This is a genomic window from Rhodoferax sp., from assembly GCF_037143375.1.
GTDB lineage: Bacteria > Pseudomonadota > Gammaproteobacteria > Burkholderiales > Burkholderiaceae_C > Rhodoferax.
This window is the reverse complement of the sequence record NZ_JBAWYV010000075.1, coordinates 1-16,692: the sequence shown is the minus strand read 5'-3', so window position 1 is coordinate 16,692 and position 16,692 is coordinate 1. Positions and strand designations below refer to the sequence as shown.

The 16,692-nt window shown below is 56.7% G+C and carries 16 protein-coding genes; 9 read left to right on the top strand and 7 right to left on the bottom strand.

Annotated elements, in window-relative coordinates:
* The 6 genes from WCG50_RS11985 to WCG50_RS11960 form a co-directional block, all read right to left on the bottom strand.
* A partial coding sequence (locus tag WCG50_RS11985) for a phosphate acyltransferase (RefSeq protein WP_336899835.1) occupies positions 1-1,386 on the bottom strand: 1,386 nt, incomplete at its 3' end.
* 694 nt (positions 1,387-2,080) lie between these two features.
* Positions 2,081-5,572, bottom strand: coding sequence for a DEAD/DEAH box helicase (locus WCG50_RS11980; protein WP_336899834.1), 3,492 nt, complete (start codon positions 5,570-5,572; stop codon positions 2,081-2,083).
* A gap of 57 nt (positions 5,573-5,629) precedes the next feature.
* Complete coding sequence (gene lipA / locus WCG50_RS11975) at positions 5,630-6,631, bottom strand: lipoyl synthase (protein WP_336899833.1); 1,002 nt, start codon at positions 6,629-6,631, stop codon at positions 5,630-5,632.
* 54 nt (positions 6,632-6,685) lie between these two features.
* Positions 6,686-7,408 carry a lipoyl(octanoyl) transferase LipB gene (lipB, locus tag WCG50_RS11970; protein WP_336899832.1) on the bottom strand — a complete coding sequence of 241 codons (723 nt, stop codon included), beginning with the start codon at positions 7,406-7,408 and terminating at the stop codon, positions 6,686-6,688.
* Positions 7,409-7,415: 7 nt separating this feature from the next.
* Positions 7,416-7,706, bottom strand: coding sequence for a DUF493 family protein (locus tag WCG50_RS11965; protein ID WP_336899831.1), 291 nt, complete (start codon positions 7,704-7,706; stop codon positions 7,416-7,418).
* A gap of 28 nt (positions 7,707-7,734) precedes the next feature.
* Complete coding sequence (locus WCG50_RS11960; protein ID WP_336899830.1) at positions 7,735-8,631, bottom strand: aminotransferase class IV; 897 nt, start codon at positions 8,629-8,631, stop codon at positions 7,735-7,737.
* A gap of 109 nt (positions 8,632-8,740) precedes the next feature.
* Here WCG50_RS11960 and WCG50_RS11955 point away from each other — a divergent pair, with 109 nt between their 5' ends.
* The 9 genes from WCG50_RS11955 (at position 8,741) to WCG50_RS11915 (ending at position 15,996) form a co-directional block, all read left to right on the top strand.
* Complete coding sequence (locus tag WCG50_RS11955) at positions 8,741-9,220, top strand: ATP synthase subunit I (protein ID WP_336899829.1); 480 nt, start codon at positions 8,741-8,743, stop codon at positions 9,218-9,220.
* Between the two features lie 22 nt (positions 9,221-9,242).
* Positions 9,243-10,127: a F0F1 ATP synthase subunit A gene (gene atpB, locus WCG50_RS11950; protein WP_336899836.1), complete on the top strand. Its 885-nt coding sequence runs from the start codon at positions 9,243-9,245 to the stop codon at positions 10,125-10,127.
* A 47-nt stretch (positions 10,128-10,174) separates the two neighbouring features.
* Complete coding sequence (gene atpE, locus WCG50_RS11945) at positions 10,175-10,441, top strand: F0F1 ATP synthase subunit C (protein WP_188709704.1); 267 nt, start codon at positions 10,175-10,177, stop codon at positions 10,439-10,441.
* A 36-nt stretch (positions 10,442-10,477) separates the two neighbouring features.
* A complete protein-coding gene (locus tag WCG50_RS11940) occupies positions 10,478-10,948 on the top strand; it encodes a F0F1 ATP synthase subunit B (RefSeq protein WP_336899828.1) in 471 nt (156 codons plus the stop codon).
* Between the two features lie 10 nt (positions 10,949-10,958).
* A complete protein-coding gene (locus tag WCG50_RS11935; protein ID WP_336899827.1) occupies positions 10,959-11,498 on the top strand; it encodes a F0F1 ATP synthase subunit delta in 540 nt (179 codons plus the stop codon).
* A gap of 49 nt (positions 11,499-11,547) precedes the next feature.
* A complete protein-coding gene (atpA, locus tag WCG50_RS11930; protein WP_336899826.1) occupies positions 11,548-13,164 on the top strand; it encodes a F0F1 ATP synthase subunit alpha in 1,617 nt (538 codons plus the stop codon).
* 29 nt (positions 13,165-13,193) lie between these two features.
* Positions 13,194-14,084: a F0F1 ATP synthase subunit gamma gene (gene atpG / locus WCG50_RS11925; protein WP_336899825.1), complete on the top strand. Its 891-nt coding sequence runs from the start codon at positions 13,194-13,196 to the stop codon at positions 14,082-14,084.
* Positions 14,085-14,108: 24 nt separating this feature from the next.
* Positions 14,109-15,512 carry a F0F1 ATP synthase subunit beta gene (gene atpD, locus WCG50_RS11920; RefSeq protein WP_336899824.1) on the top strand — a complete coding sequence of 468 codons (1,404 nt, stop codon included), beginning with the start codon at positions 14,109-14,111 and terminating at the stop codon, positions 15,510-15,512.
* A gap of 67 nt (positions 15,513-15,579) precedes the next feature.
* Positions 15,580-15,996, top strand: coding sequence for a F0F1 ATP synthase subunit epsilon (locus tag WCG50_RS11915; protein WP_336899823.1), 417 nt, complete (start codon positions 15,580-15,582; stop codon positions 15,994-15,996).
* A gap of 112 nt (positions 15,997-16,108) precedes the next feature.
* On the opposite strand, the gene WCG50_RS11910 is transcribed toward WCG50_RS11915, so the two are convergent.
* Positions 16,109-16,630: a TPM domain-containing protein gene (locus tag WCG50_RS11910; RefSeq protein ID WP_336899822.1), complete on the bottom strand. Its 522-nt coding sequence runs from the start codon at positions 16,628-16,630 to the stop codon at positions 16,109-16,111.
* Positions 16,631-16,692 lie beyond the last annotated feature (62 nt).

Sequence of the window (16,692 nt, the reverse complement as noted above, 5' to 3'; positions counted from 1 at the left end):
CGTGACGGTGTCTTCGAGCGCGACCAGGGCTTGCCCCGGTGTCAGTCCTTTGTTTTTGCGCAGCGCCACCATCGGTTCCACGTAGCGTTCGGCGATGGATGCCGGCTCCAGAATCTCAAGCTCGGGCGGTAACTCGATGCCCAGAGCATCGGCAACCGACATGATCACTTTGCGTTTCCCCAGCAAAACGCAGCGGGCGATGCCCTTCTGGGTGCAGATCACGGCGGCGCGAATGGTGCGCGGCTCATCGCCTTCGGGCAACACGATGCGCTTGTTGGCCGCACGCGCCTTCTGCATCAGCTGGTAGCGGAAAGCCGGGGGCGACATCCGGGTCGACACCGCCAACTCCAGGCCGGCGCAAATGGCATTGACATCCAGGTGTTCGGCGATGGTGTCGGTCACTGTGTTCATCCGGCTCAAATCGTCCTGCGGCACGGCCAGCGGCAAGCGGCTGATGAGGGCGGCGGTTCCGTAGCTGTCGCCATCGGTGCGCAACACCGGCAAGCCGCTGTGAAAGGCGCGCGAGGCAAAGCGTTCAATCCGTGGGCTGATGAAACTGTTGTGGGTCAGCACCAGGCCGGCCAGTTCAATGCCATTGCTGGCGGCCAGCGCGGCTGCCAGGATGATGTCGTCGCGGTCGCCAGCACTGACCACCAGGGCGCCAGGCTTGAGCCGCAAAATAACTTCAGACACCGAGCGGGCGGCCAGCACGGTTTCGAGCACGCGCCGGGTCACGATTTCGCCTTCAATCATCACCTCGGCGCCCAAATGGCGCGCCACATCGATGGTGCGCGGGGCCGACAGTACGGGGTTGTTTTTGATGACGCCCCAGATGGGTACGCCGTCGAGTTGGGCCGCGGCGGCGGCTTCATCGAAGCCGGCACGGGCGCGGTTGAAGATGACGCCCACCACATTGCGCCCCGCGTTGCGGACCTGGTTAATCATGTAATAGGTCTGGGCAATGCCATCGGCATCCGCGCCGCTGGCGACCAGAACCACATCGGCTTGCAGGCTGCGGGCGATGTCTGCCGACAGGCGTGGTATGAACGCACGGCTCGGATCGGCATGGATGCCTTCGACCACCAGCACATCGGCGTCATCGGTGCTGGACATGACCAGGCTGACGATGTCTTCCAGCAACTCGTCGGTCTTGCCGCTGGTTATGCGTTGCGTCACCAGGCTCATGGAGAGCGGTGCCGGGGTGCTGTCGACATGGCAAATGCTGCGTGCGAAATGCACGGAAGGCTCAGAGTCCGGCGTGCCCTTGGTCACGGGTTTGACAAAGGCGACCTTCAGGCCGCGCCGCTGCAGCGCCCGCAAGAGACCGAGAGAGACTGAAGTGAGGCCGACGTTGGGTTGTGTGGCCGCTACAAAATACGTACGCATGGGGGTGAAGCTCCGCTGGTTATCGCCAACCCTGCCGTTCACGGAAGGGAAATGTTGCAGTGCATCATAAAGGGTTAAGGGTTAACCTGCTTGACAGATTTGTGAATCTCTGATTTTCTAGGTAAACAATTCAATTTTTGTGTGGGGATGCGACTAAGCATTAACGCAAACGGGCGCCATCCCTTCACTTCGCAGCCCTGGCGGGCGTAGCACTCAGCGCCGCCATAAATAATCAGCGGGGACCGGGTGGGGGTGTCGGCGAATTCGGACGCCACCCAGGTTTCATGTGCTGTAGCTACAAAATAAATAGCTACTGTCCGCAGGCCACGAGTCCAGACGTTTGCAGTCATTCCCAATCGGGCACGAGGGACTCGGAGCTCAGGACTGCGCGGGACTCAGCGCCGTTCGTGTCCCCCGCCCTGCGGGCTCCTCCTTCACCTCACTGCGCTGAATGCCACACCGTCCTGAGTCAGCAAGCGTTGCTGGCGTGCATTGCATGCATGGCCTGTTGAGTCACCTTGGGCCAACACGGAGCCCTCTACACCGGTGGCGTCGGCCCCCCAAACCGTGCCGGCAATACCTGCATCCAGCCCTAACGCATCCAGTGGAACACCGCAGCAGCCAAGGGCAGAATTTTGACTGCCTGCATAGGTAAATCAGTCCCTAGCCCCCGTCAATCATTCGTAAACAGCTATTAAAAAGAGAGCGGTTTCAGCAGTTCCGCCAGATCATCTTCACCAAACAGCGGCTCTTTGCGCCCCACCGAGCCGCTGTAGATGCGGTCCGCCAGTGACGCTTTGCGCTCCTGCAGCGCCAGAATGCGCTCCTCGATCGTGCCCTGCGCCACCAGTTTGACCACCCACACACTGTGCTTTTGGCCGATGCGGTGGGCTCGGTCGGTGGCCTGGGTTTCGACCGCCGGGTTCCACCACGGGTCGTAGTGGACGACGGTGTCGGCTTGCGGCAGGTTCAGGCCCACGCCGCCGGCTTTCAGGCTGATCAGAAACAGCGGCACCGCACCGCTGGTGAACTGCTCAATCAACTCGTCGCGTTTCTGGCTCTGCCCGGTCAGTTTGACCCAGGCGATGTTGCGTTTTTTGAGCTCGGCCTCGATCAGGGTCAGCATGCTGGTGAACTGCGAAAACAGCAAGATGCGCCGCCCCTCGGCCAGCATCTCGGGCAGCAGCTCCATCAAATGGTCGAGCTTGGCCGAGGTCTTGACCTTTTTGGCGGCGTCGAGCTTGAGCAGGTGCGGGTCGCAGCAAACTTGGCGCAATTTGAGCAGCGCATCGAGGATGGTGATTTGCGACTTGGCCAGACCTTTGGTGTTTAACGCCTCGCGCACGGTTTTTTCCATACCCAACCGGATGGTTTCGTACAGGTCGGCCTGCTTGCCCGCCAGCTCCACGCGCATCACGGTTTCCACTTTGGGCGGTAACTCGTGCGCCACCAGCGCCTTGGTGCGGCGCAGCATGAAGGGCGTGATGCGGGCGCGCAGTTGGGTCAGGCGCTCCGGGTCGCCCAGTTTCTCAATCGGGGTGCGAAACAGGTCGGTAAAGCGCTTCTGGCTGCCCAGAAAGCCGGGCATCAAAAAGTGGAAAAGGCTCCAGATTTCACCCAGATGATTTTCCATCGGCGTGCCGGACAAACACAGGCGGTGCCGGGTCTGCAACTGGCCCACCACCTGCGCGGCGTGGGTGCTGGCGTTTTTGATGTTTTGCGCTTCGTCCAGCACCACGAGGTGCCACTGCGCCTCCAGCCAGCGCTCGCGGTCGCGCTGCAGCAGCGAGTAGGGCGCAATCACGACATCAAATTCACTGATGGTGTCTACCACCTCGTGCCGGTCTTTGCCGTGGATCACCAGGGCGCGCAGTTGTGGGCAAAAGCGCTCGGTCTCGCGCCGCCAGTTGCCCATCAAGCTGACCGGCGCAATGATGAGCGCCGGGCGCGTGAGCCTTCCCGCGTCTTTTTCAATCTGGATGTGCACCAGCGTTTGAAGCGTTTTGCCGAGCCCCATGTCGTCGGCCAAAATGCCGCCCAGGCTGTGCTCGCGCAAAAACTGCAGCCAGTTCACACCTTGCTGCTGGTAAGGGCGCAGGCTGGCTTGCACGCTGGCGGGCACCGGCACCTCGGGCAACTCGGCGCGGCCACTCAGGCGCTGCACCATCTCGCGCAGGGCTTGTGCGCCTTCCCACACCGCGCCTTCGCCCAGCGAGGCGGTGGTGCGCATGGCGTCGAGCCGCGAAAGTTTCAGGCTGTCGCCGGTGAAGTCGTGCGAGCGGTCACCGACCAGTTCCAGCAGCGCCGCCATCCAGGGCTTGAGGGTGTCGGTCGGCAGGCGGATGAAGCCCGACCCATGGGGCGAGCGCAGGTAGACAAACGGCGGAATGCTGGGCAAGCCGGTCTCGGGGTCCAGCGGGCTGGCCGCTGCGGCCGCAATCAGGTCGGGCAACCAGGGCAGGATGTTGTGGCGCTGGCCGTCGATTTCCATGCCCAAAGACAATTCAAACCAGGGCGAAGTGGCGCCTTCTTCGTCGTCATCGCCCTCGGGTTTCAGTTGCACGTCGAGCGTGTCGGCGTGGGTGATCCAGCTTTTAAGGTTGTCGTCGACGGTGAGGTCGAAGCCGGCTTCTTGTAGTTCGACAAAACGGTTGTCGGCCCAGTGCATCCAGACTTGCTGCGACTCGTTGCCGGGGATGGCAAACAGCCCCTTGTCGGCCGCGCGCAGACCCAGGTCCGACAGGCTGGTGATGGCGTCGAGCTCAGTCTCGGTGTCGCGCTGCAGCAGGAAACGGCCCGAAGCGTCGTCAATCACCACCGAGTTGCCCTGGCCCGCCCACCAGCCGCGGTGCCCGGCGTAATCAAAGCGCAACTGGGCCTGGATCAAGCCCCGGTAAGGTATGTCTTCCGGGGTGGACGCAAAAAGGCGCAGGCAGGCCGTGGGCGTGATGCCGGTCAACGGCGTCAGTGCTTGCAATACCGGTGGCAGTGGCAAGTTGCCCAGGTGTTGCATCAGTGCGACCTGGTGTTTTTGCAGGGCCGAGGGTTTGAACGGCGGTGCCTTGAGCATCACCTCCAGCTGGCTGTCAGGCATGCCTTCGGCCAGTACCGGGCCGCACAGGCCGAGCGCTGCGTCCAGGTAAAGCGGGGGCGAGTTTAGGCACAGGCGGGCATCGCTGGCGGCCAGCTTGGCGCGCAAGGCCCAGCCGGGTTCGGTGGACGCCACGGAGGTGACTTCGTGCCACTCCCAGCGCAGGGTTTGCGGCGGGCCCCATTGCATCACCGGCCCCGGGCTGCCCTTGCCATCATCCAGATAAAGCCGGCCGGTGCTGGCCGCTTGTTGCAGAGCGATTTGGCCAGCCACGCCTCCCGGAATGGCGCTGGCGCTGAAGTTGTAGGTGTAACGGCTGCTCTCGGGCATGGCGCGCATCAACTGCAGCACTTGCCGGTCGGCGTCCGTGGCCATGTCGTAGACCAGTTGGCCTTTGTAGGGCGCACTGCGGATGGCTTTGGGTTTGGCCCAGCCGCCGGTGACTTTGGGGTATGACACCACGGCTTCGAGTTGCAGGCGCGGCGTCGGGCTGTGGGCGCCCAACACCGTCAGCAGGTACAAAAATTGTTCCGGGCGCACCGATTCCGGACTGGTTCGCAAACCCCGCTTGGGTGGGCCGGGCTCTGCCACGAGGCCCTTGGCGCGGTCCAACTCCAGCAGCCAGCCCATCAACTGCGACTCGGCTTCCAGTTGGGCCATTTCACGCGCCCGGGCCAACGTGGCGAGGCGTGTGGCTTCGACTTGCTCCGGCGTCGGGGGGGTGAACTGACGGGTCGCGGTGCCCACGTCATTGCTGCCCAGTAAATGCAGGCCTTGGTAAGCGGCCTTGAGCATCAGCGCCACGCCGTGCTTGCATTGGTGGCCGACCGGGCATTCGCACTCGCTGTCCCAGTAATCGACCTGGCCATCAGGCATCAGCGCCAACTCAATCGACACTTCATAGGGCTCGCGCTGGCTGCCTTGCACCTCGCCCTGTAGCAGCCAGTGGTCCTCCATCGGATCAATGTCGAGGCTCAGCACTTTCTGATTGCGGTACAGCAACAGGCCCCGGGTCCAGGTCCCGGCCTCGACCAGTGGCTGCAGCGATTGAGGTGGAAACCACAAACCCTTGAAAATTGGTGAGTTTTGAATCAAATCAGGCTCCAGCCCCCGCGTTACCTGCGGTGGTAGCTATTACTACAGTAGCAGATATTAGAGGGTGGGGGTGCCCATGGCATGCCCGGCTTGCTGGTCCGCGTGGTAGCTGGAGCGCACCATGGCGCCAACCGCAGCGTGCTTGAAGCCCATGGCGTAAGCCTCAGTCTCGAACATCTTGAAGGTGTCGGGGTGCACGTAGCGCTTGACCGTGAGGTGCGATGTGCTGGGCGCCAAGTACTGACCAATGGTCAGCATCTCAATGCCATGGGCACGCATATCGCGCATGACTTGCAGAATTTCTTCGTCGGTCTCACCCAGGCCGACCATGATGCCGCTCTTTGTGGGCACATTCGGGAACAGGTCCTTGAACTTTTTCAGCAGGTTGAGGCTGAACTGGTAGTCGCTGCCGGGGCGTGCTTCTTTATAGAGGCGGGGCGCCGTCTCCAAATTGTGGTTCATCACATCCGGTGGAGCAGCTTTCAGAATTTCAAGCGCGCGGTCGTCGCGGCCCCTGAAGTCGGGCACCAGTACTTCGATTTGCGTGGTGGGCGAGAGTTCGCGGATGCGGCTAATGCAATCTACAAAGTGCTGAGCGCCACCATCGCGCAAGTCGTCGCGGTCAACGCTGGTGATGACGACGTATTTGAGCTTGAGATCGGCGATGGTCTGGGCCAGTTTGACCGGCTCGTCAGCATCCAGCGGGTCAGGGCGGCCGTGGCCGACATCGCAAAACGGGCAGCGCCGGGTGCACTTGTCGCCCATGATCATGAAGGTGGCGGTGCCCTTGCCAAAGCATTCACCGATGTTGGGGCAACTGGCTTCTTCGCACACCGTCACCAGTTTGTTCTTGCGCAGCACGTCCTTGATTTCGTAAAAACGGGTGCTGGGGCTGCCGGCCTTGACGCGAATCCAGTCCGGTTTTTTGAGCATCTCGCCTTGCACCACCTTGATCGGTATGCGCGACAACTTGGCGGCCGCCTTTTGTTTGGCTGACGGGTCGTAGTTCTCGGCGGTCTGGGCTTCGCGGACGGTGGGGTTGGTTTCTGGTGTGCTCATGTCATTTTTCTTTCGCTCAGGCGGGGTCTGGGTCAGGCGCAATAAGTGTGTGAATCAAGGTGCCAGATAACTTGCCAGCTTCTGCCCCAACACGTCGGCGGCATCTTGCCACTCGACGAAAACACCGATTGTAGAAAGGTCCACCGTTTGCAGTCCCCTATAACCACACGGGTTGATGCGCGAGTAGGGCTCAAGGTCCATCGCCACATTAAGCGCGACACCGTGGTAGGTGCAATTGCGGCTGACCTTGATGCCTAATGCGCCAATTTTCCCCAGACCGGCGAAGTCAGGGTCTGAGCCGCTCTGCTTCGCGGCCGGATCCGACCCCAATTTTGCAGGTCGTTGAGGCAGCAGGGCGTGAGAAAAAGGATCCTCCAGCCGGACATAAATCCCCGGTGCGCCCCCGACACGATGCCCGGTGACGCCAAAATGCGCCAGTGTGCGGATCACCGCTTCTTCGATTCGGTAGACATATTCCTTGACGAAATAGCCCGCCCGCTTCAGGTCGATCAGCGGATACGCCACCACTTGGCCGGGGCCGTGGTAGGTGACTTGCCCACCCCGGTTGGTTTGCACCACGGGGATGTCAGCGGGGTTGAAAATGTGCTCCGCCTTGCCAGCCAAGCCTTGCGTGTAAACCGGATTGTGCTCACATATCCATAGCTGATCAGACAAGCTAGACGAGGGCTGGAGGCTTCTTTGGCTTGTAAACTCCTGCATGGCTTCGTAGGTGGGCAGGTAGTCCACGCGGCCAAGGGAGTGGGTTTCAATCTCCACGGCGAAATTACAGGACGACTTTGACCATCGGATGCGTACTCAGCGTGCGGTACAACTCGTCAAGTTGCTCGCGGCTGGTGGCTGTCACGGTGATGGTGACGCCCAGATATTTGCCGCCCTTGCTCTCGCGCAACTCAATCGTGCTGGCGTCAAACGTGGGGTCGAAGGCGTGGGCAACCACCGTGATGGCATGCACCAGACCGTCGACCTTGAGTCCCATGACTTTGATGGGGAACAGAGACGGGTACTCAATGAGCGACTCACTACGGGGAATTTCGGGGGTGGTGGGCGTAGTCACAAGTGTTTTAAAAAAGTTAGGTGGTGATTTAAAGCGTGCCAGAGCGGGCTTGTTCTTTAGCGAGTTCATAACCAGCGTGCAATTGCGCGTAAATCGGGCCGGGCACGCCCTTGCCAACTGCTTGGCCGTCGAGCGTTGTGATGGCGAGCACTTCTTTGGTGGCCGAAGATAAGAGCAGTTCGTCGGCGTTTAAAACTTCTTCACGCGAGATTCGGCACAGTTCAAAGCCGATGCCTTGGTCGCGGCAAATGGATTCGATCAATCCGCAACGCACGCCTTCGAGTACCAGGTGGTCTTTGGGCGGGCCCATGACGGTGCCGTCTTTGACGACCCAGACATTGCTGGCTGCGGCCTCGCTCAAAAAGCCATCCCGAAACATCACGGTTTCGGCGGCGCCAGTGTCAAAGCTGATTTGACGGGCAAACACAGCCCCCAGCAAGCTGGTGCTTTTAATGTGCGCTTTTCCCCAGCGGAAGTCGTCGGCCGTCACGCACGCCACGCCCAAGTGGCGTTGCTCGTTGGTGGGCAGCGTCATTTTGTTGGTCATGACAAACACCGTAGGCGTGATGTCTTGCGGCATGACGTGGTCACGCATCGCCACGCCACGCGTGATCTGGATGTACACCAGTTGATCGAGTTTTTGGGCGCTAGATCCCGTGGAATAAGCGTAAGATGCTATTAATTTATGAGCAACTTCAGCCCATTGTGTGTGCGTCAGCGGATTACTGATGCGCACGGCAGACAGGCTGCGGTCGAGTCGCGCCATGTGCTGCGCAAAGCAAAATAATTGCCCACCGTAGACCGGCACGACTTCATAAACACCATCGCCAAAAATGAAGCCGCGGTCCATGACGCTGACCCGGGCGTTGGGGAGTTCAGTGAATTCTCCATTTAAATAGCAGGGAAGTGAAGGTAATGTGATCATGGTCAAATTATCGCCGTGCAAGGCAAATCAGCGCATGTTTCTCCGTATAATTCGCAACTTTGCGGCAGCCGTCGCACGTCATTCACCTGTAACCTGCGTGTAATTTGAGATGTTGATAATTACACCTGTTGCCAAATACGACGATGAAGAAACTGAAGAGTTAGAGGTTAAGCGGCTTACGGCCGAAGAGGCGCAAGCCTTGCGAGAACTCAATCCATCAGTTTCACCTTGGCGAATTGTGAGCCTGCAGATGGTGATGGGCGTGTTGGTGGCTTTGGCTACCTGGGGTTTCACCGGAAGGTCCGTTGCAGGCTGGTCAGCAGCTTACGGCGCACTGGCGGTGGTTATTCCAGCTGTGCTGTTTGCACGGGGTCTGATGAGTCAGTTCTCGTCCATTAACGCCATGACCGCTGGTTTTGGGTTTTTTGTGTGGGAAGCGGTGAAGATAGCCGCGAGTGTCGGAATGATTTTTGCCGCCCCTAAGTTGGTTGCGGGTCTGGATTGGTTGGCGATGCTGATTGGTTTGATCCTGACTATGAAGGTGTATTGGTTGGCGCTCTTAATGCGCCCGAAACGAACAACTAAGTAAAGAGTTAACAATGTCCGCAGAAATGGCCGCAGAAGCACACGCTCCGACAGCAAGTGAATATATTGTTCACCACTTGACTCACTGGCAAAACAAGCCTCAGACCGAAATCGTCGACTTCTCAGTCTTCAATATCGATTCACTGTTCTTTTCTATTCTCCTGGGTGTTGTGGGTTGTTTTTTCCTCTGGAAAGCAGCACGCACAGCCACTTCGGGTGCGCCCGGTCGGTTCCAAGCCGCGGTAGAAATCCTGATTGAAATGGTCGACGGCCAGGCTAAAGCGATTGTTCACAACGCAAAGAGCCGCAAATTGGTGGCTCCATTGGCGCTGACGGTTTTTGTGTGGATCTTTCTGCTCAATGCCATGGACTTGCTGCCGCTTGATCTGCTGCCCACCATTTGGGGTTGGATTTACGGCGCTGCCGGACATGATCCTCATCACGCTTACTTGCGCGTTGTTCCAACGGCTGACCTTTCAGTCACCATGGGTCTGTCGGTCTCGGTTCTTTTCATCTGTTTGTTCTACAACATCAAGATCAAAGGCGTGGGCGGTTGGGCGCACGAATTAGTTTCGGCACCGTTTGGCACCAGCAAGAACCCGGTGTTCGCTGTGATTTTGGGTGTGATCAATGTGGCTGAGCAGTTGATTTCATTTACCGCCAAGACGGTTTCGCACGGTATGCGACTGTTTGGCAACATGTATGCGGGTGAGTTGGTATTTATGCTGATCGCTTTGCTGGGTGGTTCATGGGCTTTCTCTGCAGAGCCTGGGAGCCTGATGCTTTTGTTGTTGCATATAGTTGCTGGTTGGGCGTGGGCAGTGTTCCACATCATCATCATCTTGTTGCAGGCATTCGTGTTCATGATGTTGACCTTGGTCTACATTGGGCAGGCGCACGACGCGCATTAATTTTCGGTTTGTTTGTTTTTTGTTTTTTTTAGTAAATTTAGGAGTGAATCATGGAAGTTATTAGTTTTGCAGCTCTGGCCGCTGGTTTGATCATTGGCCTGGGCGCCCTCGGTGCTTGTATCGGTATCGGCATCATGGGTAGCAAATACCTCGAAGCAGCTGCTCGTCAGCCTGAACTTATGGGTGAACTGCAAACGAAGATGTTCGTGTTGGCTGGTCTGATCGATGCTGCGTTCATTATCGGTACTGGTATTGCTCTGTGGTTCGCTACAGCCAACCCATTCCTGGCTCAAATCGCACGTTTGGTCAAGTAAGCCTTTCCTGCAACTTCTCGTTGAAGGAGATTTACTGTGAACATTAATGGAACTCTGGTAGCGCAAGCCATCGTCTTCGCATTGCTGGTGCTGTTCACGATGAAATTCGTGTGGCCGCCCATCGCGACTGCATTGGATGAACGTGCCAGCAAAATCGCCGACGGCCTCGCAGCTGCCGATAAAGCCAAATCTGAGCTTTCCTCCGCTAACAAGCGTGTGGAAGCTGAATTGGCCAAGTCGCGTACTGAAACCACCGCCAGCTTGGCTGATGCCGAGCGCCGCGGACAGGCCATCGTAGAAGAAGCCAAATCAAAGGCAACCGAGGAAGGCAACAAGATCATTGCTGCTGCCAAGGTTGAAGCGGAACAGCAAACTGTCCGGGCGCGGGAGGCCTTGCGTGAGCAAGTCGCCGCGCTGGCAGTCAAGGGTGCCGAGCAGATTCTCCGTAAGGAAGTCAATGCTGGTGTTCATGCTGATTTGCTTGGCCGTCTGAAGACAGAGCTGTAAGAGGACAACCATGGCTGAACTTGCCACCATTGCCCGACCTTACGCCGAAGCCTTGTTCAAGGCGACGTCCTCAGACTTGAATGGTGCTGCGGTCTGGGTTGATGCGTTGAAAGCCATTGCGAATAACGCGCAATTGCAAGAACTCGCTGAAAACCCTAACTTCACATCAGCCCAGGTGTTTGGATTGTTTGAGAACATTTCCGCAGGAGCCCAAGTGGCTTTGCCGGAAATGGCTAAAAACTTTTTACGCACCGTGATCGAAAACGGACGTTTGAATGCATTGCCCGAAATTGCCGAGCAGTTTCGTGTCTTGAAGAATGCGCAAAGTGGCTCTGCTGATGCAGTGGTCTACAGCGCTTTCGCTATAGACAGCGCAGCGCTGGCTGATTTGGCCGTGACGCTCGAAAAGCGTTTCGCCCGCAAGCTCAACGTTTCCGTCGAATTGCAGCCCGAGTTGATCGGAGGCATTCGCGTGGTGGTGGGTGATGAGGTTCTTGACTCTTCTGTCAAAGCCCGTCTTGAACAAATGAAAATGGCCTTGACTGCTTGAGGCGTAAGCCCCAAGTCGTCAGCCCAATTAACGAAAGAAGGAAAGAGTCATGCAACTCAATCCCGCAGAAATTTCTGAACTGATCAAGAGCCGTATTGAAGGCCTGTCAGCCAGCGCAAACATCCGTAATCAGGGAACAGTCGTTTCCGTGACTGACGGTATTTGCCGCATCCATGGTCTCTCGGACGTGATGCAGGGCGAAATGCTCGAATTCCCAGCCGATGCTGAGGGGCAACCCAGCTATGGCCTGGCTCTGAATCTTGAGCGCGACTCCGTCGGCTCCGTGATTTTGGGTGCTTACGAGCATATCTCCGAAGGCGACATCGTTAAATGCACGGGTCGTATTCTGGAAGTGCCGGTCGGTCCCGAGCTCAAAGGCCGCGTGGTCAATGCGCTGGGTCAGCCTATCGACGGCAAAGGTCCTATCAACGCCAAAATGACCGACGTGATTGAAAAGGTTGCGCCTGGCGTGATCGCTCGTCAGTCTGTTAGCCAACCCATGCAAACTGGCCTGAAGTCAATTGACTCCATGGTGCCGGTTGGTCGTGGTCAGCGCGAATTGATCATTGGTGACCGTCAGACCGGCAAAACTGCCGTGGCTATTGACGCGATCATTAACCAGAAGGGTCAGAACATGACCTGCGTTTATGTCGCAATTGGCCAAAAAGCCTCTTCCGTCAAGAACGTGGTTCGCGCTCTGGAACAAGCTGGCGCGATGGAATACACCATTGTGGTGGCCGCTACGGCTTCCGAGTCGGCCGCCATGCAATACGTCAGTGCTTACTCCGGTTGCACAATGGGCGAATACTTCCGCGATCGCGGCGAAGACGCCCTGATTGTGTATGACGATCTGTCCAAGCAAGCGGTTGCTTACCGTCAAGTCTCCTTGTTGCTGCGCCGCCCACCAGGCCGCGAAGCTTACCCTGGCGACGTGTTCTATCTCCACAGCCGTCTGCTGGAACGTGCCGCTCGTGTGAACGAAAAATACGTTGAAGATTTCACCAAGGGCGCTGTGAAGGGTAAGACCGGTTCTTTGACCGCTCTGCCAATCATTGAAACCCAAGCGGGTGACGTGTCGGCCTTCGTGCCAACCAACGTGATTTCAATTACTGACGGCCAGATCTTCTTGGAAACCTCCTTGTTTAACGCCGGCATTCGTCCTGCGATTAACGCTGGTATCTCGGTGTCTCGCGTCGGTGGTGCTGCTCAGACCAACTTGGTCAAGAGCCTGTCCGGCGGTATTCGTACCGACTTGGCTCAGTACCGTGAATTGGCAGCATTTGCCCAGTTTGCCTCTGACCTCGACGAAGCGACCCGCAAGCAGTTGGACCGCGGTGCCCGTGTGACCGAGTTGCTCAAGCAAGCTCAGTACAGCCCGCTGCCTATCAGTTTGATGGGTGCCACCCTGTTTGCCGTTAACAAGGGTTTCATGGACGATATCGCCGTGAACAAAGTGTTGGCGTTCGAGCACGGCTTGCACAGCTACCTCAAAGACAAGCACGCACCTATGCTTGCGACCATGGAAAAGAATGGCGCCAAGTGGGATGTCAAGAAGATTGACGCAGCCAAAGACGACGCAGCAAAACAAGCCTTCAAGAAGGAATGTATTGATGCCGAGACTGAATTGTCTGCAGCAGCAACGGCATTCAAAAAGTCGTTTGCTTAATCCGCACCTGAAGGCACAAGGAGTCATTCATGGCAGCAGGTAAGGAAATTCGCGGCAAGATCAAATCGGTGGAAAACACCAAGAAGATCACCAAGGCTATGGAAATGGTAGCGGCGAGCAAAATGCGCAAAGCGCAAGAGCGCATGCGCGCAGCTCGTCCTTACAGCGAAAAAATTCGCAACATTGCCGCAAATCTTGGTAAAGCCAACCCGGAGTACATTCACGCTTTCATGAAATCCAACGACGCCAAGTCTGCGGGCATGATTGTGGTGTCAACGGACAAAGGTTTGTGCGGTGGCATGAACACCAACGTTTTGCGTGGTGTCACCATTAAATTGCGCGAACTGCAGGCTACAGGTGTCTCCACGCAAGCGGTTGCTATTGGCAATAAAGGGTTGGGATTCCTGACTCGAATTGGCGCCAAAGTGGTTTCTCATGCGACTCAATTGGGTGACACCCCCCACCTGGACAAGTTAATTGGCCCGGTCAAGGTGTTGCTTGACGCTTATGCCAAAGGTGAGATTAATTCGGTGTACCTGTGTTACACCAAGTTCATCAACACCATGAAGCAAGAACCGGTGGTGCAGCAATTGCTGCCGCTGTCGGCCAGTGTCATGCAAGCTGAGACGCAGGCAAACGAAACTTCGACCGGTGCCAAACATGGCTGGGATTACATCTATGAGCCAGATGCGCAGACGGTGATTGACGATTTGTTGGTCCGTTACGTTGAAGCGCTGGTTTACCAGGCGGTAGCAGAAAACATGGCATCCGAGCAGTCGGCGCGCATGGTAGCCATGAAGTCAGCGACTGATAACGCCGGCAGTGTGATTGCCGAGCTTAAGCTGATCTACAACAAAACGCGTCAGGCTGCGATTACGAAAGAACTTTCGGAAATCGTCGCGGGTGCAGCGGCTGTTTAAACGTATTTATTTTTGGAGCAAAAAATGGCTCAAGTCCAAGGCAAGATAGTTCAGTGTATTGGTGCGGTTGTTGACGTGGAGTTTCCACGTGACAAGATGCCCAAGATTTATGACGCGCTCAAGATGGATGGTTCCACTTTGACCCTCGAAGTGCAGCAGCAGTTGGGTGACGGCATTGTCCGTACCATCGCGCTGGGCTCTTCCGATGGCCTGCGTCGCGGCATGATTGTGCAAAACACCGCACAAACCATCATGGTTCCCGTGGGCAAAGCCACACTGGGCCGCATCATGGACGTGCTGGGCGCGCCAATTGATGAGCGTGGTCCGGTTGCATCGACACAAACCGCTTCCATTCACCGTAAAGCCCCAAGCTACGACGAATTGAATCCTTCTCAAGAGCTGCTGGAAACCGGCATCAAGGTGATTGACTTGATCTGTCCGTTTGCCAAGGGCGGCAAAGTCGGCTTGTTCGGCGGCGCGGGTGTGGGCAAGACCGTGAACATGATGGAACTCATCAACAATATTGCCAAGGCGCACAGCGGCTTGTCCGTGTTTGCGGGTGTGGGCGAGCGTACTCGTGAAGGTAATGACTTCTATCACGAAATGGCCGACTCTGGCGTTGTGAATCTTGAGAGCCTCGAAGACTCCAAGGTTGCGATGGTCTACGGTCAGATGAACGAGCCTCCAGGCAATCGTTTGCGCGTGGCCTTGACCGGTCTGACCATTGCGGAATCTTTCCGTGATGAAGGTAAAGACGTGCTGTTCTTCGTGGACAACATCTATCGCTTTACCTTGGCCGGTACCGAAGTGTCCGCGCTGTTGGGTCGTATGCCTTCCGCTGTGGGCTATCAGCCTACGCTGGCTGAAGAAATGGGCCGTTTGCAAGAACGTATCACGTCGACCAAAGTGGGTTCCATCACTTCCATCCAGGCCGTTTACGTTCCTGCGGATGACTTGACCGATCCATCGCCAGCTACGACCTTCGCTCACTTGGATTCAACCGTTGTGTTGAGCCGTGACATTGCATCGCTGGGTATTTACCCCGCTGTGGATCCTCTGGATTCCACCAGCCGTCAGTTGGATCCGTTAGTGGTCGGTACCGACCATTACGAAACCGCCCGTGCTGTGCAAGGTACGCTGCAACGCTACAAAGAGTTGCGCGACATTATTGCGATTTTGGGCATGGACGAGTTGGCTCCTGAAGACAAACTGGCTGTGGCTCGCGCCCGTAAAATCCAGCGTTTCCTGTCTCAGCCGTTCCACGTGGCTGAAGTGTTCACCGGTTCACCTGGTAAATACGTGAGCTTGGCTGAAACCATCCGCGGCTTCAAGATGATTGTTGCCGGCGAGTGCGATCACCTGCCTGAGCAAGCGTTCTACATGGTTGGCACGATCGACGAAGCGTTCGAAAAAGCCAAAAAAATGTAATTAACCATAAGGGGCAGTTTCAAGCGCTTAAACCGCAAGTCACTGTCCCCGACTGATTAGGAAAACCATGAACACCATCCACGTAGATGTGGTCAGTGCTGAAGAGAACATCTTCTCAGGCGAGGCACGTTTTGTTGCCCTGCCTGGTGAAGCTGGTGAACTCGGCATTTTTCCGCGCCACACGCCCCTGATCACGCGCATCAAGGCCGGTTCAGTGCGTATTGAATTAGCCGACGGTAGCGAAGAATTTATCTTTGTGGCCGGTGGCCTGCTTGAAGTTCAGCCTAACTGCGTCACGGTATTGTCAGATACCGCTATTCGCGGTAAAGACCTGGACGATGAAAAAGCCAATGCGGCCAAAGCGCTTGCTGAAGATGCGCTCAAGAACGCCAAGGGTGATCTTGACATCGCACGCGCTCAATCCGAATTGTTCGTGATGGCCGCTCAAATTTCTGCGCTGCGCAAGTTCCGTCAGAAAAAATAAGAAGGAATCCAGGCTGCCCGGGTTACGACCTGAGACAGTCAATTTCAAAGCCCTGCTCTGCAAAGATCAGGGCTTTTATTTTGTGCTGCTGAACGATGGTGGGTGAAAAAATCTAGCCCAATACGGGCTGATCCGTTAATTCATTGGGGTTGAACGCACCCTCTTTTAACGGGAAATAGGTGGTCAACAGCGTGGACACTTCATTGATCGCTTGCGTTAAACCTTCTTCAAATTGACCTTTTTGAAAGGCTTTGCTCATTCGAGTCACCATGCGTTGCCATTCGCCAGGATCTACCCATTGGCTCAGTCCTCGGTCAGCCACTATCTCAATGGCATGCTCAGCAAGCAACAGATAGATCAGCACGCCATTGTTATTGGCCGTGTCCCAAACCTGTGTTTTACTAAAAATAGCAAGAGCGCGCTGGCGTATGAGTTGAGGTGTGGAAACTTGGCGCCAGAGATCAGCCAGTGGCAACCCGGCTTCTGCGTAGATTTGGATTTCGCCAGAATGCTGCTGTTCGCTGACTGCGATTTTGGCTTGCAACCGTTTCAAAAGATCGGCAGGCATGGCTCGATTTAAATCAGCTTTGTCCACCCACTGGTGTTTCAGAACTCTTTTAACGCGTTTCCACATCAACAGCCCCCTGAGGCGCCACCGCCTCCAAAGTTACCACCACCACCTGAGCTAAAACCACC

Excerpts from the sequence above, each read along its gene's own strand:
- atpA (WP_336899826.1), top strand. The coding sequence starts at position 11,548 with ATGCAACTCAATCCCGCAGAAATTTCTGAACTGATCAAGAGCCGTATT.
- lipA (WP_336899833.1), bottom strand. The coding sequence starts at position 6,631 with ATGAGCACACCAGAAACCAACCCCACCGTCCGCGAAGCCCAGACCGCC.
- WCG50_RS11915 (WP_336899823.1), top strand. The coding sequence starts at position 15,580 with ATGAACACCATCCACGTAGATGTGGTCAGTGCTGAAGAGAACATCTTC.
- WCG50_RS11960 (WP_336899830.1), bottom strand. The coding sequence starts at position 8,631 with ATGATCACATTACCTTCACTTCCCTGCTATTTAAATGGAGAATTCACT.
- WCG50_RS11935 (WP_336899827.1), top strand. The coding sequence starts at position 10,959 with ATGGCTGAACTTGCCACCATTGCCCGACCTTACGCCGAAGCCTTGTTC.
- atpG (WP_336899825.1), top strand. The coding sequence starts at position 13,194 with ATGGCAGCAGGTAAGGAAATTCGCGGCAAGATCAAATCGGTGGAAAAC.
- atpB (WP_336899836.1), top strand. The coding sequence starts at position 9,243 with ATGGCCGCAGAAGCACACGCTCCGACAGCAAGTGAATATATTGTTCAC.
- WCG50_RS11955 (WP_336899829.1), top strand. The coding sequence starts at position 8,741 with ATGTTGATAATTACACCTGTTGCCAAATACGACGATGAAGAAACTGAA.
- WCG50_RS11910 (WP_336899822.1), bottom strand. The coding sequence starts at position 16,630 with ATGTGGAAACGCGTTAAAAGAGTTCTGAAACACCAGTGGGTGGACAAA.
- atpD (WP_336899824.1), top strand. The coding sequence starts at position 14,109 with ATGGCTCAAGTCCAAGGCAAGATAGTTCAGTGTATTGGTGCGGTTGTT.